This window comes from Waltera intestinalis, assembly GCF_009695995.1.
Taxonomy (GTDB): domain Bacteria; phylum Bacillota; class Clostridia; order Lachnospirales; family Lachnospiraceae; genus Acetatifactor; species Acetatifactor intestinalis.
This window is the reverse complement of sequence record NZ_VUMU01000017.1, coordinates 52,777-74,174: the sequence shown is the minus strand read 5'-3', so window position 1 is coordinate 74,174 and position 21,398 is coordinate 52,777. Positions and strand designations below refer to the sequence as shown.

Below are 21,398 nucleotides of genomic sequence, written 5' to 3'. Positions count from 1 at the left end.
AGAAAATCGCATTAAATTTACTGCTTATAAAGCACAAAATGGATTTTAGGCAGTAAAGATCGGAACATCAAAACAAAAATACCACCCAGGAAGACAACAAAGTCATCCGGGTGGTATTTCACTAACTCTCAATTTAGTACTCTTCCGCAATATCAATCTCTTCCTGCTCGGCAGCTGTCGTGTCTGCGGAATAGGGGGTTCTGTGGAGGTATGCCAGCCAGTAACCGCATCCGACAATTCCGGCACCGCCTACGATGTTACCCAGAGTGATAGGCAAGAGGGCTTTTACAAGGAAATTGAACCAGGTCAGGCTCTCTGCGGTAATTCCGTAGGCCTGTGCTGTCAGCAGACCGCATACACCGAAATACATATCTGCGATACTGTGTTCAAAACCGCATAATACAAACAGCATGACAGGCCAGTAACTGGTCAGAAGCTTGCCGGAGACACGCTTCGCCGCGAAGGACATCCATACCGCAATACACACCAGAATATTGCACAGAATGCCTCGCACGAAAGCCTCTCCCACGCTTAAATTCGTCCGGGCTGCAGCAGCATTGACTATTGCCTGTGCAAGCTGCTCTCCGAAGAGATCCGGCGTCCGTCCCACTACTACCAGCACCGCTACAAACGCAGCGCCGAGAAAGTTGCCGATATAGACAAACAGCCAGTTTTTCAACATTTTCCATACAGTAACTTTCTTCTCCAATACCGCCAGTATGATCAGGTTATTACCGGTGAATAGTTCACTGCCCGCCACAAGTACCATAGCCATACCTGCCGGGAATACTGCAGCGCCCACCAGCTTTGCCACCGATGCGATGCCGATGGTGCTAGATGCCGTCGTGGATGCGATTCCCGCAAAGCCGATGAACATACCGGCGAAGAATCCCAATAAAATTGTCTTGAAGATCGACAGATTTACTTTATGGATTCCGACTTCTATATAGTTTCTTGCAATTTCCAAAGGTGAATGCATAAATAGAGTCCTCCTGTTTTTCCGAAACCGACTCGTAAATGCAAGATCGGCTTTCCACAATTTCTGCATATTTAGGAACAGTTACATCTTGCCATATTTCAATTACACTTGCAAGCAAATATGAAAATATCAGAAAAGAGTATACCCTCTCTTGATTTTCGCACGTTAATTTGCTATAGTGTTTGAAGAACAAACAGACATCTTCCGAATTTGTCTTACTATTTGTTTACAGTAAATAACAGAATCGAGGAAAACTATAATGAGTACTCTTACCTTTGGTTTTATCGGTCTGGGTCTGATCGGTGGCTCCATCGCCCGGGCGATTCGTCAGAATCTCCCCCAGTCTCAGATCATTGCATACGATATTAATGCAGACACCTTAAGTGAAGCTTCCCAGTGCGGCGTAGCCAATACAGTCACCACGAAAATCGATGCTTCTTTCTCAACGTGCGATTATCTATTCCTCTGTGCTCCGGTGCAGAAAAATGACGAAAACCTCTCCGCTGTAAAAAAAATTCTCTCACCTAAGACCCTGCTCACCGATGTGGGAAGTGTCAAGAGCGAGATCCATAAGGAGATCAAAAAAGCCGGTCTGGAAAGACAGTTTATCGGCGGTCATCCCATGGCGGGAAGTGACCGGGTGGGCTTTATTAATTCCAAAGCCGTCCTTTTGGAGAATGCCTACTACATTCTCACCCCCACAGCTTCCGTTCCGGAGAATAAGATCACGGATTATAAAAATCTGGTACAGCAGTTAGGAGCCATTCCCTTGATCCTGGATCCGGCACAGCATGATTACGTCACTGCTGCAGTCAGTCACCTGCCCCATATCATTGCAGCCTCTCTGGTAAATCTGGTGCGGGACAAGGATTCTGCAGATGGGCTGATGAAAATGATCGCTGCCGGAGGCTTCAAGGATATCACCAGAATTGCCTCATCTTCCGCTGCGGTATGGCAGCAAATCTGTCTGACGAATACGGAAAATATTTCGACGCTTTTGTCTTCCTACATTGCTTCCCTCCAGGGAATCCAACAGGAACTAAATGCCAAACGCGGCGATGACCTGTACGAGCTATTCGACAGTGCCAGAATCTACCGTGATTCCTTCATCAATACCGCCAGCGGTCCTCTGAAGAGTTCCTATGCCATTACAATCGACATTGCCGACGAACCCGGTGAGATTGCTGCTGTGGCTACGATTCTCGCCCTGAAAAATATCAGTATCAAAAACATCGGCATCGTCCATAACCGGGAGTACGAGGGCGGCGTGCTGCGCATTGAATTCTATCAGGAAGAAGCCATCGAAAGATCCACGAAGATTCTTCGTGAAAAGGGCTACAGTCTGCACAACAAGAACTAGAAACCCGACTTCTGTTTCCTTCGCCGCACCATTTTCTCCACGCAGACACATACGAACAGTCCGAACGCACCACCACAGGTATCCAGCACCACATCGGCAAAACACCCATAGCGTCCCGGAATGAACAGTTGGTGGAATTCATCCGCTCCGGCGGAGACAAACACCCAACACACGATCAAAAGATACAGCTTCCGTCCTCTCTCCTTCCAGGGTCTCCACACGCCGTACAATAACACTCCCATGCAGGCATACTCAGAAAAATGGGCCATTTTACGGATGGGATGTTCAAAATAAGCCGCCATACTGTCGAGGACATTCTGCGTCCAGTGTTTCCCGGAGATAGCATTCAGAAGTTCTGCACATTTTTCCGAGATCATAGCACTCAGTGAGCCGGATTCCTCACCATCCTGACCGGAAAACACAAAAATGAGCAGATATAACAATACAAGTAAAATAGCAGCCATTACACTGACTGCCATTTTACGTCTCTTACTACTTCTCATCATTGACTGTCTGATATACGCGGATTCTTGCCGCATCGCTCTCCGGCATTCCGATGAAGACAGCCCCATACGTATAAGAATCTTCCTTCATTTCGATCCGGACGATCTGTAAGAACGCATGCAACACTTCCTGCGTCCAAATCCTCAGCTTCGATTCATACACCGCACCGATACTCAACACTTCCTTGCATAAAAAACCCACTCCGTTGGGAGATACATCTACGATGTCAATGCTGACTTCCTGCATATCTCCCTGATCCAGGCGCTTTACCATCAAGCTGGAATTCATTTCTGTACGCTTGCTTCGTCTTCTTTCTTCCATTATTTTTCTCCTTTTAAGTCAGCGATGAACATGGCGTCTCCAAAGCTGAAGAATCTGTATTTTTCTCGGATTGCTTCTTCGTAGGCATGCAGGATATGTTCTCTGCCCGCAAGTGCCGATACCAGCATTACCAGTGTGGACTCCGGCAGATGGAAATTCGTGATCAGTGCATCCAGCACCTTGAAACGATATCCGGGATAAATGAATATCTCGGTATTGTCACAGCCGGGCTGTACCATGCCCTGCTCGTCCGCGGCACTCTCCACGGTACGGCAGCTGGTAGTACCCACGCAGATCACACGACCACCCTTTCTCTTCGTCTCATTGATCGTGTTCGCTGCTTCCTCCGTCACTTGATAATACTCGGAATGCATATGATGCTCCAGCACATTTTCTTCCTTCACCGGGCGGAAAGTCCCTAATCCCACATGCAAGGTCACATAAGCGATCTTAATGCCCTTGTCCGCGATCTGCTGCAACAATTCCCGGGTAAAATGGAGACCCGCTGTAGGCGCTGCCGCAGAGCCCTCATATTTTGCATAAACGGTCTGATAACGGTTCTTATCCTTCAGTTTATGAGTGATATAAGGAGGCAGGGGCATCTCACCTAACTTGTCCAATACCTCTTCAAAAATGCCCTCATATTCAAAACGGATCAAACGATTGCCTTCTTCTACAGTCTCAAGCACTTCCGCCTTTAGCAGTCCGTCTCCGAAGCTCAGGCGCTGACCGGGCTTACATTTTTTGCCAGGCTTTACCAGTGTCTCCCAGACATCCGCTTCTTTTCTTTTTAACAAAAGGACTTCCACATGTCCGCCAGTACCTTCCCGCTCTCCTAAAAGTCTCGCCGGAATAACCTTGGTGTTGTTTAACACCAGACAGTCTCCGGGGTGCAGATAGTCGATAATATCCCGGAAAATATGATGAGAGAGCTCTCCCGTATTTTTATCGAGCACCAGAAGCCTGGAGGAAGAACGATCCTCCAGCGGATCCTGCGCGATCAGTTCCTGGGGCAGATCAAAGTAAAAGTCTGATTTTTTCAGTTCGGTCGTCTCCGCCATTACAGGCTCGCTCCTTCCACAAATGCTTTATATCCGCGATATGTCTCATATACGTCGGCCTTACTGGTAGCTTCCCAGGGTGCATGCATGTTCAGCACTGCCACACCGCTGTCGATAACATTCATGCCGTACAATGCCAGAATATATGCGATGGTTCCACCGCCGCCCAAATCGACCTTACCAAGCTCTGCAGTCTGGAAGTTCACCTCTGCCTTGTCGAAGATATGGCGCAGATGTGCCAGATACTCCGCATTGGCATCGTTGGAACCGGACTTGCCTCTGGCTCCGGTGAATTTATTGATGACCATACCACCGCCTAAATATGCCACGTTCTTTTTGTCGAAGCTGGACGCATAGGTAGGATCAAAAGCACTGCTGACATCGGAAGACAGCATACAGCTGTGTGCCAGGCATCTTCTCACATGCAGTTCACTGTATTCGCCTGTCAGATTCATGACCTCTGCTACGGCATTTTCGAAGAAATGGGACTGCATGCCAGTAGCACCAACAGAACCGATTTCCTCCTTATCCACCAGAATACAGCACATGGTACGGTCGGTCACATCACTGTCTAACATTGCCTGCATGGAAGTATATGCACAGACTCTGTCATCCTGTCCGTAAGCCAGTATCATGCTGCGGTCAAAACCCGCTTCTCTTGCCTTGCCAGCGGGAACGATCTCTAACTCTGCGGAGACGAAATCTTCTTCGTGAATGTCATAGGTCTCTTTCAGAATATCCAGAACACCTGCCTTTACCGCATCTTTTCCGGCTTCTTTCTCATCTTTTTTCTTATCCTTTTTATCAATCAGCAGAGGTTTGTTGCCTACGATAATATCCAGAGCTTCGCCCTCGATGACCTTTGCTGCCTTTTTCTCCAGCTGCTCCTGTGCCAGATGGATCAACAGATCGGATACGAAGAATACCGGATCATCCTCGTTCTCGCCGATATTGATCTCTACACAGGTACCGTCTTTTTTCACGATCACACCATGGATTGCCAGGGGAATAGTCACCCATTGGTACTTCTTCACACCACCGTAATAATGGGTGTCCAGATAAGCGAATCCGCCATCCTCATACAGGGGATTCTGCTTTACATCCAGTCTGGGGCTGTCGATATGGGCTCCGAGGATGTTCATGCCCTCTGTCATAGGTTTACGGCCGATCTGGAACATGGCGATGGATTTGTTCATCCATACGCTGTATACCTTATCTCAGGTTTTAAGAGCAGTGCCCTCTTTGATCAGGCTCTCCAGTTCACGGTAACCGGACTTCTCAATGGTATTGACAATGGTGTCAATGCACTCTCTCTCGGTCTTACCGTTGTCTAAAAAATCACGATACTGTGCGTTTATTTTCTCCAGCTCTTTTAACTGTTTGGAAGAATAGGCCTCCCATGTGTTTTTCTTTTCCATATTTATCCTCATTTCCGCATCCGTCTTCCGGATACTCTTTTACTATAACTATAACAGGAGAGGTCCCTCGACCTCTTCGTATCAGTGTACTACATTTGCGTCCGCAGTTCAATTCCTGTCTGTCAGATTTTCATCCTTCTCCTTAGGATCCCTGTCGATCTCCGTATAATGTTTTTTTCTGCGCTGGATCTTCTTGATCTCCCGGATGCGTCTACGGTTCTCTCTCGCCAATTCGCTCTTACTGCTGGCATGATTTACCAGCACCCTGTTCACCGGACGGAAATACCGGTTCAGATAAGCACCGATCAGAATGATATACATACAGAAATACATCCACAACATAATGATCACAATAATGGTCAGACTTCCGTAAATACTATACCCATTTCCATAGGACACATACATGGAAAATCCCCAGGAAAATACACTCCATACTACCGCAGCAAAGCAGGCTCCCGGAACCTGTTCCGTGAATTTCAGCTTTGTGTCCGGGATATATGTATAAATCAGTCCAAACAAAAGAATCAGCACCGCCCATACGAACAGAAAGCGGAAATTCATCAGAAGACTCACAAACATCTGTAGCTGCGGAATCCTATGTAATGCAATATCCACCAGCTGATTGCCAAATACCATAAAAAACAGCGACAAGATCAACACTACAAGCATGATCAATGTATAAAAGCTTGCAATAAAACGGATCACGAAGTAATTACGCTTCTCGTCCACACCATTGACCGCATTTAATCCCCGCATCAGTGCCATGACACCCTTCGCCGCCGACCAGACCATGGCGATCAGAGCCACCGGCAGGATTCCAACCGAACTCTCATACACATCCACGACCAGACTCTCCACCATGGCATCCGCAATATCCGGCGTCACATCTGTCAGCGCAGTGATCAGATTCTGCTCCGTCACCGGGGTATAAGGAATCACCGCGCAGACTACCATCAGCATCGGAATCACCGACAAAAACAGGAAAAATGCTGTACTCGATGCATAAGCGCTGATATTCTGTTTTTTCATCTGGCTGGAAAAATCCCGCCAAATGCTGATTATTGTCCTGAGCATATCTCGCATCCTTCATAGAAAAAGTTAAGGATCTGTTCCGCGCCAAGCCCCTGCAGTGCCATATTTTTAGCACCGTTCTGGCTCATTCCGACGCCATGGCCGAATCCACCGCCGATAATGTTATATCCTATCATATTTTTCTTATCATGGCTAGGTTCAATCACAAAAAATGCACTGGGCAGGAGGCTGGGCATGCTTACTTCACTGCCGTCCTGTCTGACCACCCTGGTCACGCCATCACATAGTACCGCTCTGATATTATATTCCGAGATGATCTTGTAGGTTCCTTTATCTGTGGCAATGACCAATTCATCTGCCACACCGCCGGGTCCCCGTTTTACAATAGTGATATCCGTAACCTTAGAAAAGTTTTTTATGCTTTGACTGCTGTAGTCACCATCCTTCAGAGTCAAGATCAGCTTCCCGTTGGCTTCATAACGATTCTTCAGGGTCTCAAGTATCCGGTCCACATCAATCTCTTTTACCGTATATGTCCAACGGTACCACCCTTCCTGCGCTTCATAATCCTCTGCATGAGTTTGGGTAATAAAATCCCGGAAGGTCTCTTCTTCGCTCAGCTCCTCTGCACTTGTTTCAGCGGTAATCTCCGTACTGCCTGCAGCTACCGCCCCCTCATCCGTCTGCACCGGATTCTCCGGGCTTGGGCTCAGCCGGCTGCTTTTCAGATAATCAAGCATCTGCGCCTCCGCAGTCTTCCATATGCTTGCTGTAGTTCCCACACCGCAGGATGTCGAATAATAATAGGTGTTCGCCACAGTGCCTTCGTCTGTCAAAATCATTTGTCCGTAGGTTTCCTTTACCGCCGTAGTGGTGCTGTCTGCCTCTGTGATGTTGTTATAGACCTGATAGGAAGTGCTGTCATCCACATGGGCTCCATACCGGGGGTATCCTGCTCTGAGCATATGTCCGTAGGCATAGGTTCTGGCGCAGATTGCCTGCGCTTTCAGGGCTTCTAACGGATAAGATGCCGGCATTTCACTTGGCACCACACTGAAGAGATATTCCTCCAGCGGCAGCTCATTCACCACGGCGATGCCCTCTGCTGTTCTGAGCAGTTCGATATGACCTCTGTAGGAAGGTATTCCCTGGCTTCTGTTTACACTAAGCAGCTGAATTCTGCCCGTCAATACCGCAGGAACTATACTGATACGCTCCCCCACAAAATAATCACTGTCCATGTCTATGGTAATCTTGTCTCCTTTGGGAAACAATTCTTCCTGTATATTTTCCCCACTTCCGTATTGCAGCAGGAAATCGCTGTTTGCCGTCAGTATTACTTCTGTATGCAAAATATCCACATAATCCGAAGTCTTGATCAACACCCGGATGTCTTCCATATTCGCCTCTCTGGCTAAGAGAATACCACAGATCTCACCATTCTCCTGGATAAAATCCGCATTGGCATAGCCAAAGGTCAGATCCGCGAACGTGCACATGGTAAGTTCCCGATACAAACGGTATCCTTTGTAATCCTCTGCCAGAGGAATTCTGCCCCGGTCTTCGATCTCAATGCCGTTTTCATCCGCTGACAGCACTCTTCCTGTAAACTTATCCGTCTTCAGAACAACCGCACTCACCAGTTCATCTGTAAGTTCTACATCCGCCAGCTGTTCCCGCATCTGCTCCGGTGCCGGAACAGAATCTGATCCTTCCGTCTCTGCCTCCAGGAAAAAGGTCTCCTTCTCTCCGTCACAGAAAATAGTGATCCGGTCAGCTTCCGCATCCGTGATCCATACATTTTTAAGTTTCTGTACTACCGGGATATGCTGCGGCGAAGTCTCCGACATCTCGGGGGTATCCGTGCCCTCCCATCCACAGCTATGTAACAAATTTAGGAAAAACAAAAAAAGAAGAAATGCCACAGCTAAAATGCACAGGTATTTCTTCAGCTGTATTCTCTGTCCTTTCGGAAGTTTATAATAATTCTCAAGTAGTCTGTTTTTCTTCAAATTTTTCTTCAAATGATCCCCGCCTGATTTGATAATTAAGCTTTAAAAGAGCAGCCCCAAAGGACTGCTCTCTCTTTTGTATTGTTATCCCCAAAATGCCGCCTCTTACCTTTTGACTCCTAGCAATGCTAGGTGGGTAACCGCAACCAACCTTTTGCCTTCCCTTCCAATCCTCCTTGCGGAGTGAGGGCTTGACAGCCACTTGGCAATATAGGAATCCCGTTTAAAGTAAATGTAGGTTCAAAACTGGTAAGAGTTATCGCACATCTCAGGTTAAGTATATTATATCTACTCTGTTTCTATTTTACAACTGTAATTTTTACCAAAAAAGGCTGCCTCCAAAGAGACAGCCTTCCTATTTGCATTTGTCTGTAAGTAAGATTACAGCTGAGGGCCAGCAGCAACCAGAGCCTTACCTGCATCATTTCCTTCATATTTAGCGAAGTTCTTGATGAATCTCTGAGCCAGATCCTTTGCCTTCTCTTCCCACTGGGAAGGATCAGCGTAGGTATCTCTGGGATCCAGAATTCCGGTATCAACACCGGTTAACTCGGTAGGAACCTCGAAATCGAAGTAAGGAATCTTCTTGGTAGGAGCGGTCTTGATCGCACCATTCAGAATAGCATCGATGATACCACGGGTATCCTTAATGGAGATACGCTTGCCGGTTCCGTTCCATCCGGTATTTACAAGGTATGCCTTAGCACCGTTCTTCTCCATCTTCTTAACCAGCTCTTCTGCATACTTGGTAGGATGCAGCTCCAGGAATGCCTGACCGAAACAAGCAGAGAAAGTAGGGGTAGGCTCGGTAATACCACGCTCGGTACCAGCTAACTTAGCTGTGAAACCGGACAGGAAGTAGTACTGGGTCTGCTCCGGAGTCAGAATAGATACAGGAGGCAGTACACCGAATGCATCAGCAGACAGGAAGATTACGTTCTTAGCTGCGGGTGCGGAAGAAATAGGACGTACGATATTCTTAATATGGTCGATAGGATAAGATACACGAGTATTCTCGGTAACACTCTTATCGTTGAAATCAATCTTGCCGTCAGCATCAACGGTTACGTTCTCAAGCAGAGCATCTCTCTTGATTGCGTTGTAGATGTCGGGCTCGGAATCCTTGTCCAGGTTGATAACCTTAGCGTAGCATCCACCTTCAAAGTTGAATACGCCGTTGTCATCCCAACCGTGCTCGTCATCACCGATCAGCAGACGCTTAGGATCGGTAGACAGAGTGGTCTTACCGGTTCCTGACAGACCAAAGAAGATAGCGGTGTTCTCACCGTTCATATCGGTGTTTGCGGAGCAGTGCATGGAAGCGATGCCCTTCAGTGGCAGGTAGTAGTTCATCATGGAGAACATACCCTTCTTCATCTCTCCGCCGTACCATGTATTCACAATAACCTGCTCACGGCTGGTAATATTGAAAGCTACACAAGTCTCGGAATTCAGACCAAGCTCCTTGTAATTCTCAACCTTAGCCTTGGATGCGTTGTAAACTACGAAATCAGGCTCGAAGTTCTTCAGCTCTTCCTCGGTGGGTTTGATGAACATGTTGGTTACGAAATGAGCCTGCCAAGCTACCTCAACGATGAAACGGATAGCCATGCGAGTGTCCTTGTTAGCGCCGCAGAATGCATCTACAACGAACAGTCTCTTGTTGGACAGCTCCTTCTTAGCGATATCCTTTACAGCAGCCCATGCTTCCTGAGACATACGATGGTTGTCGTTCTTGTACTCATCGGAAGTCCACCATACAGTGTTCTTGGAGTTCTCATCTTCAACGATGAACTTATCTTTGGGAGAACGTCCTGTATATATACCGGTCATAACGTTTACCGCACCGAGTTCGGTCTCCTGACCTTTCTCGTAGCCTTCCAGTTCAGGCTTCATCTCTTCTTTGAATAATTCTTCATAAGAAGGATTGTAAACGATTTCTGTGGTTCCGGTGATGCCGTACTTGCTTAAATTAATCTCTGCCATCTTACATTAACCTCTTTCCTTTATTCTTTATATGTGTCTTTATCTTCTGCCACATCGTGTGTATTATCTCAAAACCCAGTAAAAAAGTCAAGAAACCGTTAAAAATTTTATACCAATTTTATATTCTCTTTACTTCACTCCGGTTTCTGCCGCCAGCCATTCTTTTTCTTCCTCATTCAGATAAGGAGAAATCTTCTCGTAGACGGTCTTCTGATACTCGTGCAGATATTTTATCTGGGTATCGTTCAAATATTTTTCGTCAATGACTTCTCTATCGATAGGCACCCAGGTCAAAGTCTCGAAATGCATGAACTGACCGTACTCGTTCTTCACATCGTTTTTCGCCAGCATCACGTTCTCGATACGAATGCCGTGGCTGCCCTGGATGTAGATACCAGGCTCATTGGTGATGTCCATGCCGTCTTCGAACACGGCTTCCACCATACCTCCAGTGAATCTCCAACGCATGTTCTGGGGACCTTCGTGTACGTTCAGAATGTATCCCACACCATGTCCGGTGCCGCACTGGTAATCAATATCCATATCCCAGATAGGCTGTCTTGCCAGAATATCCAGATTCCTTCCGGTACAGCCGTAGAGCCAGTGAGCGTGGGTAAGCTGCATCACTGCCGCAGCCACCATGGTATAATGCTTTTTCATCTCATCGGAGACAGGACCCAATGCGATGGTTCTGGTTACATCGGTGGTGCCGCCAAGATACTGTCCGCCGGAATCTACCAAAAGCATTCCCTCCGGCTCCAGAGTTGCACAGTTCTCCGGTGTTGCCTCGTAATGCATCATGGCTGCATTGGACTTATAGCCTGCAATCGTTGGGAAGGAAAGGTCTAAGAATTCCGGAATCTCTCTTCTCTTCTGTTCCAAATAGTCTGCGGCGGTCACTTCGGTGATCTTCTCTTTTCCTACATGAGTTTTCAGCCAGTAGATGAATTTGGTTACCGCAACGCTGTCCTTCAGGAAAATCTCCTGCATTCTCGCCTGTTCCACCGGATTCTTGATGGCTTTCAACAGTTCAGTGGGATTCTTACCCTCTATCAGCTGCTGGTTCTTCTGCAGTGTCTTATATAAAGTATAACTGCAATATCTGTTATCCACGAGGATCACATTGCCTGCAGGAAGTGATTTCAGAAAGTCTACGACAGTGTCGTATTCCTTCACATCGATGTGATGTGCTGCAAGGTATTCTGACACCTGCGTATCCAGTGCCTTCTGCTGGATAAACAATGTGGCGGTATCCTCCGTAATATAAGCATAAGACATTGCCACCGGGTTGCATTCCACATCGCAGCCACGGATATTGAAGAGCCACATCAGATCGTCCAGTTTGGTCAAAAGCAGTGCATTGGCACAGTCCTTTGCCATCTTCTCTCTGGTCTGCGTGAGTTTCTCTTCCACACTCTTGCCGGCAATTTTCTCGTCCAGTACCGTTACTTTTCCGGCCGGGAAATTCGGTCTGTCCGTCCATATGCTGTCTGCAAGATCTTTCTCATAAGCGATACAGATCTGCGCCTTTGCCAGTACCTTTTCGTATTTTTTACCGTCCATGGCTGCAATGACTCTGCCGTCGAAGCCTAAGGTCTGACCCTGCTGTATGTTTTGCTCCAGAAACTCTTCGATGGTAGGAACACCTTCCTGTAGCATGCGGAACAGTTCTACGCCTGTCCCTTCCAATTCTGTCTCTGCCTGAATGAAATATCTGCCGTCGGTCCACAGTCCGGCGCCGTCCTTCCATACTAACAGTGTACCATTGGAACCGGTAAAGTTACTGAAATATTCTCTTACTTTAAAATAGTCATTTACGTATTCGGAGTTATGAAAATCCGCTGTGGGCATCATATAGAAATCAATGCCTTCCTCCTGCATCTTTTCTCTGAGAAGAGTAAGTCTGTCCTGAATTACTTTGTTTTCCATTGTTTTGTTCCTTTCAAAAAACTTAATAGCCTTCGGTAAGTTCGCCCTTACAGAGGCCTACGGCTCTGGAGGTACCGATACGATCACAGCCAAGCTCTAAGAACATCTCGAGATCTTCCATGCTGGACACTCCGCCTGCCGCCTTGATCTTTACCTTGGGACCAATGTATTTTTTGAACAGTTCTACATCTTCTTTCGTGGCACCACCGGTTCCGAATCCTGTAGAAGTCTTAATGAAGTCCGCACCTGCATCCGTTACTGCCTTACACATGGCGATCTTCTCTTCCTCCGTCAGATAGCAGGTCTCGATGATAACCTTGAGGATGTGATCTCCACACTCTTTTTTCAGTGTTCGGATCTCTTCTTCCACCTTGTCAAACAGACCATTCTTCACATCGCTGATATTGACTACCATATCGATCTCATTACAACCATCTTCCAGTGCCTTACGTACTTCTGCCACCTTTGCTTCTGTCACGCTGTAGCCTAACGGGAATCCCACTACGGTACAGATATTGATCTTCTCCCCGTAGGAGTCATGGATTCTCTTAATATAACAGGGAGGCACACATACACTGGCGGTATGATATTGGATTGCCTCATCACACAACTTCTGAATGTCCTCCCAGGTAGCGAATGCCTTCAGTTGCGTATGATCCACCTTACCAAGCATTTCTTTTGCTGTCATATTATTCTCCTTTTCTATGTATCTATTTCATTTAATGATTTTGTTACTACATACTAACCGCGATTATTATAACAAAGAACCCAATTAATATAAAGACTAAAGTTTTATTTTAACTTGAAAGTTACGCGAGCAATGAGCCGCGCATAGGCAAAATAAGAACCGTGATTGGGAGCTTGCTCACAAATCACGGTTTTTACTTTTGCCGTGATGCGGCGAACGCCGCGATATGAAATAAGATTGGCAGCGCCTTTTGCTGACAATCTTATGAATAGCGTGGCTCATTGCGGAGAACTGCCAATAAATGTGGAGCGTCCTTTGCGACACATTTATGAATTGAGTGCATGGCTCGTAACGTAGGGGTGCCGTGGGCGTTCTGCATTTTGAAAAGCTTTCAAAAACACCAGTAGCCCGCATTTGGACTACTGATTTTTGAAAAAAGCCTCAATATAGTAAAAATAGTAAAAAATAAGCTTCTCAGAAAGAGCTTTTTTACGTAATAGATCTTTTTATACATTTATAGTAAAAATCATTTGTTTCTAAGACGGAATTTTTACTTTTCCCAACTCTTTCGCATGTTTTAGTAGAATTAAGAGTAAGTGTGGTTGATCGACGAGTCAAATCCAAATTTTTGTGTAAAGAGGCAAGTTTTTTTGCTTTTGTATTAAAATCGCTATTTTTTGCAAAAAAAGTACAAAAACAGGGGATTTGGATGCTTTGGAAGTAACTGTTTTCGTAAAATGAGAAAATCAAGTTATTTTAATACAAAATATCTTGATTTTAAGAATTATTTGTATAAAATACGTCATTATTACGTCATTTACACCAAAGTAATCAACAGGACTTCTCTAAAATCATTTAGGGAAGCAGTAACCCAGCAGAAAAGGACTGCTCCCCTGGGCGTAGATAGCATCCGAGTCCGGGGCGAGCAGTCCTTTCTGCGTGGATTTTAGAACAACTATTTCACTAACTCTCAAGTTTACATAAAAACACGTTGCCGAAATTGGCAACGTGTCCTAAATTTTTATGCAAGCATCATTCTGTCATTGGCGAATTCTCCGCCGCTGACTTCTTCGAACTTAGCAAGCAGATCCTTCACCTGAAGATTCTTCTTCTCTTCTCCAGCCACATCGTAGATAACTTTGCCTTCGTGCATCATGATCAGACGGTTACCGTGTACGATGGCATCTTTCATATTATGAGTTACCATCATGGCAGTCAGCTGATTCTCAGCGATGATCTTGTCACTGATCTCCAATACTTTTGCTGCTGTCTTGGGATCCAATGCTGCGGTATGTTCATCTAACAGCAGAAGCTTCGGCTGCTTTAAGGCCGCCATCAAAAGTGTGATAGCCTGACGCTGACCACCGGACAGAAGACCTACCTTGCTGGTCATACGATCCTCCAGTCCCAGTCCGAGCGTCTGTAACTTTTCACGAAACAGTTCTCTGTCCTCTCTGGAAACGCCCCAACGAAGAGTTCTCTTCTCACCACGTCTTAAGGCAATAGCCATGTTCTCTTCGATATCCATGGTGGCAGCGGTTCCCGTCATAGGATCCTGGAACACTCTTCCCAGGTACTTTGCTCTCTTATGCTCCGGCAGGCTCGTAATATCCGTGCCGTCGATAATAATCTTACCGGAATCAATGGGCCATACGCCGGCAATGGCATTCAGCGTGGTGGATTTACCGGCGCCGTTACCTCCGATGATGGTCACGAAATCCCCGGGATTTAAATTTAAATTTACCCCATTTAATGCAACCTTTTCATTGATGGTTCCTCTGTTAAATACTTTGTGTATATCCTGTATCTCCAATGCGTAAGCCATTATTTTGACGCTCCTTTCCGAAGTGTTCTCTTCTCCTTCAAGTAAGGAATTGCCAGGAAAATGGCAACTACGATAGCGGAGAACAATTTCATATCCTCTGAAGGCATCTTCAGCCACAGAACAAACTGATATACCATGTAGTAGATCACTGCACCCAGAATTACAGATGCCAGAGTAAATGCAAAAGCAAGTTTTCTCTTGCTGGCGAATTTACCGAACAGTACCTCACCGATAATAACAGCTGCCAGACCGATGACAATGGCTCCACGTCCCATATTGACATCCGACGCCCCCTGGAACTGTCCGTACAGCGCACCACACAGACCTACCAGACCGTTGGAGATCATCAGTGCCAGCACCTTGATAAAGTTGGTATTGATGCCCTGTGCTCTCGCCATATTGCTGTTACAGCCCGTAGCACGGATAGCATGTCCCTGTTCTGTTCCAAAATACCAGTACATCACAGCGATCAGTGCCAGTAAAAATACGATCATTCCCAGGAAAAAGAGAAGTCTGCTCATCGAACCGTCCGTCACATAACGCAAAGATACCACCAGCGGATAATTATCTACGCTGACCGGCTGGTTTGCTTTGCCCATGATATTCAGATTAATGGAATACAAGGAGATCTGCGTCAGAATACTTGCCAGAATTCCGGGGATTCCCAGTGCGGTGTTCAACAGTCCCGTTACCATGCCTGCCAATGCTCCGGCCAGGAAAGCAATGGGCAGCGTAGCTATAGGAGAAACTCCCGCACGAATCAGCATAACGGATACCGCAGCACCGGTTGCAATGGAACCATCCACGGTCAGGTCAGCGAAATCCAGCAGGCGGAACGTAATATACACTCCCAGTGCCATGACTCCCCAGATCATTCCCTGCGCTATTGATCCCGGCATTGCCCTGAACAGGGAAAGGGGATTCAGTGACATAAAGTAAGACATTTCTTTTTCCTCCTAAAACTTCCGATAGGGATACCGCTTATCTGGCGCTATCCCTATCGAAGTATATTTTGTTTCCGTACTTAATTGACTGAATACTTACTGAATTGCTACATAATCATCGGGAACAGTGATGCCAAGTTCCTCACAGATCTTCGCATTATATTTCTTGGTAACGTTGGGAGCGTAGCGAACATCCATGGTAGTGATGTCTGCGCCCTCAGCCAGGATCTCGTATGCCATCTCACCGGTAGCATATCCCAGATCATAGTAACTGATGGATAAGGTAGCTACGCCGCAACCGTTGCAGATACCCTCTTCACCTGCGATGACAGGAACTTTAGCGGGAGCTACTACGTTGTATACGGTCTCGGTTACAGATGCCAGCGTGTTGTCGGTAGGAATATACAGAACATCGCACTCTCCTGCCGCTGCAGTAGTTACAGACTGTACTTCATTGGTATCAGCGATTGCATACTCTTTATAAGCAATACCGTCCTTGTCCAGAGCAGCCTCAAACAGCTGGATCTGATACAGTGAGTTTGCTTCTGCAGAACAATATAACAGACCAACCTGCTTTACGTCCGGGAACAGTTCCTTTAACATAGCTTCCTGCTCTTCAATGGGAGCCAGATCGGAAGTACCGGAAATATTTCTGCCGGTAGCACCGGACCAGTCAGAGATCTCTAACGCGGTAGCATAGTCGGTTACGGAAGTACCTAAGATAGGGATCGAGGTCGTAGCTGCTGCTGCACTCTGTAAAGGAGACGTAGCATTTGCAAGGATCAGATCCACACCATCAGATACAAAACCATTACAGATGGTAGCTGCGGTGGTCTGCTCACCCTGTGCATTCTGCAGATCGAATTTTACATTATCGCCAAGCTTTTCTTTTAATGCATCCTGGAATCCCTGGGTAGCTGCATCCAGAGCCTCATGCTCTACCAGCTGACAGATACCGATGTTATATACCTTGCCGTCTGTGGAAGCTGCTGCTTCAGTCTGTGCTGCGCTACCTGCTGTTGTAGAAGCAGTTCCGTTATCGGTACTGCCACAGCCTGTCAGAACAGTCGCTGCCATTACTGCGGTAAGTACAACAGATAATAATTTCTTTTTCATAATAAATGCCCTCTTTTCTGCCGATCTTTCGATCCGCTCACTGTAATGCATAGACGCTTTAATCCGTCAAAGCGTTGCACTGATAAATATCATAAACTATAAAAGGGCATTCGTCAAGCTGATTTCATCGATGCATTAGATAATATTGATCAATTTTTTAAATATCAGATTTTTTCACAACCTCACCGGGTCTCTTGAAGATATGTCCGGCAGGGATCACGCCTCTGACGCAAGAGGTAGGATACACATTGGAATTACGTCCGATGACAGTTCCCGGGTTCAGTACGCTGTTGCAGCCTACTTCCACATGGTCACCTAACATGGCTCCCATTTTCTTCAGTCCAGTCTCGATCTTTTCCTCGCCGTTCTTCACAACAACCAGTGTCTTATCGCTTTTTACATTGGAAGTAATAGAACCGGCTCCCATATGAGACTTAAAGCCCAGCACGCTGTCTCCCACATAATTATAATGTGGCACCTGTACTTTATTGAACAGGACCACGTTCTTCAGTTCGGTGGAATTGCCGACTACCGCACCCTTTCCCACAATGGCATTGCCACGGACAAATGCGCAGTGACGGATCTCCGCTTCCTCATCAATGATCAGCGGTCCGTTCAGGCAGGCAGTAGGAGCAACTTTTGCGTTTTTAGCCACCCAGATATCCTCGCCTCTTTTTTCATAGATTTCCTCCGGCAGTCTCTTGCCCAGTTCCAAAATAAAATCGTGGATCCGGGGAAGCACCTCCCAGGGATACTCTGCCTCGGTGAACAGTTCTGCCGCAATGGTCTCTGTCAGATCATACAGATTTTCAATCGTAATATTTTCCATAATAGTTTCTCCTCTTCTTTATTCTTTATTTTTCGCATTGGATTGCTTTTGTTTCTTCTGGTAAAACTCTTCCGTAGCCTGGAACTGTCTCCAGAGCACTCCCTGATTGTTCAGTCCCCGCACGGCAACGGTTCTCCTGCCCACGAAATCCGTAAGCTTTCCCATGTAATCATCCGGTGTGATGACACCGTCTGCCACCATGGTAAGTCCTTTTTCCCAGCTGGCTGTCAATGCCGGATTCAAAAGCGGTCTTATGGAATCCGATACCACATCGTAGATCATCTCTCCCATCTGGGTAGGCGTCAGTACCTGGGTCTTTTTATTCAGTGCCAGATACTCGATGTTCACCAGTTTCTTCAGGATCTCCGCTCTCGTAGCGCTGGTGCCGATACCACTTCCCTTGATCTGTGCCCGCAGTTCCTCATCTTCTATGAATTGTCCCGCATTTTCCATGGTCAGGATGATGCTGCCTGAGGTATATCGCTTGGGTGGAGAAGTCTCGCCTTCTTTGATCTCGTAGGTATCTACGGATAAGGTATCTCCTTTTTTCAGATGTGTCAGCAGATTGGTAAGCTCTGCATCACATTTTTCATCGGCACTTTCGTTCTCGTTCTCTTTGTCCTCCTTCGGGACCGTATTCTCCTTTTTGAAGGAGAAATCAGTCACCTTCAGATATCCTTCCTGTATCAACACCTTGAAGCTGGCAAAAAAGCTTTCTTCCTTTACTTGCAATGTAAGTGAGAACTTCTGATAGACTGCCGGCGGATAGAAAATACTTAAAAACCGACGTACAATGACCTCGTATACTTTTGCCGCAGTAGGGGCCAGCCCCGCCAGATTGTTCAGACCCTGTCCGGTAGGGATAATGGCATAGTGATCCGTGATCTGCTTATCGTTCACATACCGGGTCTTTGCTATATTTTTATAGGTGCCCTGCTCTAATACTTCTTTGGCGAAAGGTGCTGCCAGGGCATAATTACGAAGTCCTCCGATATTTTTATGGATTTCCTTTGCCACTGCCGTAGACAGAACTCTGGCATCCGTTCTGGGGTAAGTAGTCATCTTTTTTTCATATAATTCCTGAACGATCCTAAGCGTCTCGTCCGGACTGATCTTAAAGTATTTGGAACAATCATTCTGCAGCTCCGCCAGATTATATAAAAGCGGCGCATTTTTGTTCTCTTTTTTCTTCTCGATGCCGATGACGGTCGCCGGTCCTGCAGGTTCCGCAGAAAGTTCCCCGATCAGTCGCTCGGCATCCTCTTTTTTCTTAAAACCGTTCTCCTTATACAATACAGGAGAATTATAGTATTTTGAACCCTCCACGGCTCTCCACTCTGCGGTAAAAGGCTTCTCCTGCAGCTTAAAATTGCCGATCACCCGGTAAAAGGGAGTCTTGGTAAACGACCGGATCTCCCGTTCTCTGTTCACGATCATGCCCAGAACGCAGGTCATGACACGCCCCACAGAGATCACCGCACGGTCCCTCTTCAGGTAATCCTTTACAGTCTTGCCGTATTTCAAAGTCAGTGCCCTGGAGAAGTTGATACCCATCAGGTAATCCTCCTTGGCACGCAGATAAGCGGCATTCCCCAGATTATCATACGCTGAGAGATCCTTGGCTTCCCTGATCCCACGTAAGATCTCCTCCTCCGTCTGGGAATCGATCCATACACGCTTCCGCTCTTTGCCCTGCACGCCCGCCATCTGCTCCACGAGCCGATAGATATATTCTCCCTCCCGCCCGGAGTCGGTGCAGACATAGATGGTAGAGACATCCTCTCTGTTTAGCAGGGAACTCACGATGGTATATTGTTTCCTGGCATTTTCAATGACTTCGTATTTGAATTCCGCCGGGAGAAAAGGAAGTGTCTCGAAGCTCCATCTCTTAAATTTCTCATCGTACACCTCCGGATAGCTCATGGTCACCAGATGTCCCACACACCAGGTAACAATGGCTTCTTCCGACTCCAGATATCCGTCTTTGGAACGCATATTATATTTTAAAGCGTTGGCAAATTCCTTTGCCACGCTGGGTTTCTCTGCAATAAATAAATTTTTACCCACGTATTACCGTCTTCCTGTCATAAATCACACACCCACGCTGCGAAACTGTAGCTTTCCGGACACTTTCTCCGCCAGTGCATTTTCATAACCATTCTCACAAAATATTATTATCTCATCCGTTTCCATCCGGATGCTTTTCAACGCTGTCTGCAGTGCGTCATAATCTTCCGAAGTATAACATACCGTACCGGAATAATCCACTGCGATCTTTTTTCCTGCAGTATCTTTGCATAAAAAATATGTTCTCCCCTGTACCGCCTTCTTCAGTTCCACCGTATGGAAATCTGCCTGCAGTATCTCCTGACAGATTCTCCGGTATGCGGATCTCACAAAGCTACTGTAATCCTCACGGATATATGTTTCATAAAAAGCTCTGCCGTTATCTCTTCTCCAGGCAGTCTGGTGAGGAAACAAAAAACGGAAATAAAACCGTATAAAAGAATTGCTGATCTCATAGGTTCCGGGCAGTACTTTTTCCACCAGCTCCAGTTCCATCAGATTCTTCAGATAGACACTGATCTTCGCCCGGGAGAATCCGGTACGGGCATACATAGCATTCAGCTTGCCGTTCTTCTCATCTGCTATGGTGGCAAGGATGGTATTGTAGACAGCAGTCTCCCGCAGTTCTTCCGACAGCCATTTGATCATCAGTTCCGGAAGAAAACTGTTTTTTTCTAAAAAAAGCGTCGTCAGATTCTCCTCCACAGAAGCTGACAGTTCCAACAGTTTCCATAATCCCGGCATTCCGCCTAACACCGCATAGAGTTCTATGCTCTTCTGAAGCGTCCCACCTGGGAAAATCCGGCGCATTACTGAAAAAGGCAGCTCTTTGACCTTCAGAAAACCACTGACAGAAAATGCCAGGTTCCCTATTTTAGAGATCATACTGTTCTCCACCCATCCGGATGCATAGGTCGTAAGAATTACAAGAAGAGAAACCTCCCTGTGTTCTTTCAGATAACGGATCAATTCCTGTAAAAAAAAGGTATCCCCCTTTAGCAGATAATGAAAATTTTCTATGATCAGAACTTTTTTGCGATCACTTTTTTCTCCGGATACACACTGTAATACTTCTTCCCAGGAAGGGTTCCGTGAAATCTCTTTCCCCTGTTCTCTAAGCTCCTGTCCCCACTGATAGCACATTTCCCTGGAAGAGCAGTTGGGAGCGGTATATCGTATGGTCTGTTTTTTTTCCGCAAAAGCGGTTAAGAGAGCCGTCTTACCAACGCCTCTCTGTCCATATACCACCAGTATCTGACTCCCCGGTCTCTTATAATGATTTTCCAAAAAAGCTGTTTCCTGTTCCCTTCCAGTTAACATGTCAGCC

The 21,398-nt window shown here is 46.5% G+C and carries 16 protein-coding genes, 1 other RNA gene and 1 pseudogene; 1 reads left to right on the top strand and 17 read right to left on the bottom strand.

The features are described 5' to 3' along the window. Positions 1-133: 133 nt before the first annotated feature. Positions 134-979, bottom strand: a complete 846-nt coding sequence (locus tag FYJ59_RS12165) for a formate/nitrite transporter family protein (protein WP_118552084.1) — start codon at positions 977-979, stop codon at positions 134-136. 259 nt (positions 980-1,238) lie between these two features. Here FYJ59_RS12165 and FYJ59_RS12160 point away from each other — a divergent pair, with 259 nt between their 5' ends. Continuing rightward, positions 1,239-2,339, top strand: a complete 1,101-nt coding sequence (locus FYJ59_RS12160) for a prephenate dehydrogenase (RefSeq protein WP_154497740.1) — start codon at positions 1,239-1,241, stop codon at positions 2,337-2,339. On the opposite strand, the gene FYJ59_RS12155 is transcribed toward FYJ59_RS12160, so the two are convergent. From FYJ59_RS12155 to FYJ59_RS12080, 16 genes and pseudogenes are all read right to left on the bottom strand, one after another. Next, the gene (locus tag FYJ59_RS12155; RefSeq protein ID WP_205839540.1) at positions 2,336-2,818 is read right to left on the bottom strand and encodes a VanZ family protein; all 483 of its coding nucleotides are present in this window, start codon (positions 2,816-2,818) and stop codon (positions 2,336-2,338) included. The two genes, FYJ59_RS12160 and FYJ59_RS12155, sit on opposite strands and share 4 nt — an antisense overlap. Before the next feature lie 13 nt (positions 2,819-2,831). After that, positions 2,832-3,164 (bottom strand): PilZ domain-containing protein, encoded by a 333-nt coding sequence (locus FYJ59_RS12150; RefSeq protein ID WP_154497734.1) that lies wholly within the window; start codon positions 3,162-3,164, stop codon positions 2,832-2,834. Beyond that, complete coding sequence (gene queA, locus FYJ59_RS12145) at positions 3,164-4,207, bottom strand: tRNA preQ1(34) S-adenosylmethionine ribosyltransferase-isomerase QueA (protein ID WP_154497752.1); 1,044 nt, start codon at positions 4,205-4,207, stop codon at positions 3,164-3,166. Before queA ends, FYJ59_RS12150 begins: the two co-directional genes overlap by 1 nt. A gap of 17 nt (positions 4,208-4,224) precedes the next feature. Beyond that, positions 4,225-5,643: pseudogene (locus FYJ59_RS12140) on the bottom strand (aminopeptidase). Between the two features lie 108 nt (positions 5,644-5,751). After that, positions 5,752-6,717 (bottom strand): YihY/virulence factor BrkB family protein, encoded by a 966-nt coding sequence (locus FYJ59_RS12135; protein ID WP_118552077.1) that lies wholly within the window; start codon positions 6,715-6,717, stop codon positions 5,752-5,754. Further along, positions 6,702-8,699, bottom strand: a complete 1,998-nt coding sequence (locus tag FYJ59_RS12130; RefSeq protein ID WP_154497729.1) for a SpoIID/LytB domain-containing protein — start codon at positions 8,697-8,699, stop codon at positions 6,702-6,704. Before FYJ59_RS12130 ends, FYJ59_RS12135 begins: the two co-directional genes overlap by 16 nt. 71 nt (positions 8,700-8,770) lie before the next feature. Continuing rightward, positions 8,771-8,965: non-coding RNA, 6S RNA (gene ssrS / locus FYJ59_RS12125), on the bottom strand. A gap of 103 nt (positions 8,966-9,068) precedes the next feature. Beyond that, a complete protein-coding gene (gene pckA / locus FYJ59_RS12120) occupies positions 9,069-10,673 on the bottom strand; it encodes a phosphoenolpyruvate carboxykinase (ATP) (RefSeq protein WP_154497726.1) in 1,605 nt (534 codons plus the stop codon). A 129-nt stretch (positions 10,674-10,802) separates the two neighbouring features. Then, on the bottom strand, positions 10,803-12,602 hold the full coding sequence (locus FYJ59_RS12115; RefSeq protein ID WP_154497721.1) for an aminopeptidase P family protein: 1,800 nt from the start codon (positions 12,600-12,602) through the stop codon (positions 10,803-10,805). 22 nt (positions 12,603-12,624) lie between these two features. Further along, on the bottom strand, positions 12,625-13,290 hold the full coding sequence (deoC, locus tag FYJ59_RS12110) for a deoxyribose-phosphate aldolase (protein WP_022153569.1): 666 nt from the start codon (positions 13,288-13,290) through the stop codon (positions 12,625-12,627). A gap of 1,021 nt (positions 13,291-14,311) precedes the next feature. After that, on the bottom strand, positions 14,312-15,115 hold the full coding sequence (locus FYJ59_RS12105) for an ABC transporter ATP-binding protein (protein ID WP_022153118.1): 804 nt from the start codon (positions 15,113-15,115) through the stop codon (positions 14,312-14,314). Further along, complete coding sequence (locus FYJ59_RS12100) at positions 15,115-16,059, bottom strand: ABC transporter permease (protein ID WP_154497717.1); 945 nt, start codon at positions 16,057-16,059, stop codon at positions 15,115-15,117. The genes FYJ59_RS12105 and FYJ59_RS12100 overlap by 1 nt, the downstream gene beginning before the upstream one ends. A 96-nt stretch (positions 16,060-16,155) precedes the next feature. Further along, positions 16,156-17,175, bottom strand: coding sequence for an ABC transporter substrate-binding protein (locus FYJ59_RS12095; protein WP_118547589.1), 1,020 nt, complete (start codon positions 17,173-17,175; stop codon positions 16,156-16,158). Between the two features lie 157 nt (positions 17,176-17,332). Continuing rightward, positions 17,333-18,004 carry an LbetaH domain-containing protein gene (locus tag FYJ59_RS12090; protein WP_022153121.1) on the bottom strand — a complete coding sequence of 224 codons (672 nt, stop codon included), beginning with the start codon at positions 18,002-18,004 and terminating at the stop codon, positions 17,333-17,335. An 18-nt stretch (positions 18,005-18,022) separates the two neighbouring features. Beyond that, positions 18,023-20,071, bottom strand: a complete 2,049-nt coding sequence (locus tag FYJ59_RS12085) for a DNA topoisomerase (RefSeq protein ID WP_328597241.1) — start codon at positions 20,069-20,071, stop codon at positions 18,023-18,025. A 24-nt stretch (positions 20,072-20,095) separates the two neighbouring features. After that, on the bottom strand, positions 20,096-21,391 hold the full coding sequence (locus FYJ59_RS12080; RefSeq protein WP_154497714.1) for an ATP-binding protein: 1,296 nt from the start codon (positions 21,389-21,391) through the stop codon (positions 20,096-20,098). Between the last annotated feature and the right edge of the window lie 7 nt (positions 21,392-21,398).

Coding starts and splice junctions, on each gene's coding strand:
- FYJ59_RS12160 (WP_154497740.1), top strand. CDS start 1,239: ATGAGTACTCTTACCTTTGGTTTTATCGGTCTGGGTCTGATCGGTGGC.
- FYJ59_RS12090 (WP_022153121.1), bottom strand. CDS start 18,004: ATGGAAAATATTACGATTGAAAATCTGTATGATCTGACAGAGACCATT.
- FYJ59_RS12080 (WP_154497714.1), bottom strand. CDS start 21,391: ATGTTAACTGGAAGGGAACAGGAAACAGCTTTTTTGGAAAATCATTAT.
- FYJ59_RS12095 (WP_118547589.1), bottom strand. CDS start 17,175: ATGAAAAAGAAATTATTATCTGTTGTACTTACCGCAGTAATGGCAGCG.
- FYJ59_RS12155 (WP_205839540.1), bottom strand. CDS start 2,818: ATGGCAGTCAGTGTAATGGCTGCTATTTTACTTGTATTGTTATATCTG.
- FYJ59_RS12105 (WP_022153118.1), bottom strand. CDS start 15,115: ATGGCTTACGCATTGGAGATACAGGATATACACAAAGTATTTAACAGA.
- deoC (WP_022153569.1), bottom strand. CDS start 13,290: ATGACAGCAAAAGAAATGCTTGGTAAGGTGGATCATACGCAACTGAAG.
- FYJ59_RS12100 (WP_154497717.1), bottom strand. CDS start 16,059: ATGTCTTACTTTATGTCACTGAATCCCCTTTCCCTGTTCAGGGCAATG.
- FYJ59_RS12150 (WP_154497734.1), bottom strand. CDS start 3,164: ATGGAAGAAAGAAGACGAAGCAAGCGTACAGAAATGAATTCCAGCTTG.
- pckA (WP_154497726.1), bottom strand. CDS start 10,673: ATGGCAGAGATTAATTTAAGCAAGTACGGCATCACCGGAACCACAGAA.
- FYJ59_RS12115 (WP_154497721.1), bottom strand. CDS start 12,602: ATGGAAAACAAAGTAATTCAGGACAGACTTACTCTTCTCAGAGAAAAG.
- FYJ59_RS12135 (WP_118552077.1), bottom strand. CDS start 6,717: ATGCTCAGGACAATAATCAGCATTTGGCGGGATTTTTCCAGCCAGATG.
- FYJ59_RS12165 (WP_118552084.1), bottom strand. CDS start 979: ATGCATTCACCTTTGGAAATTGCAAGAAACTATATAGAAGTCGGAATC.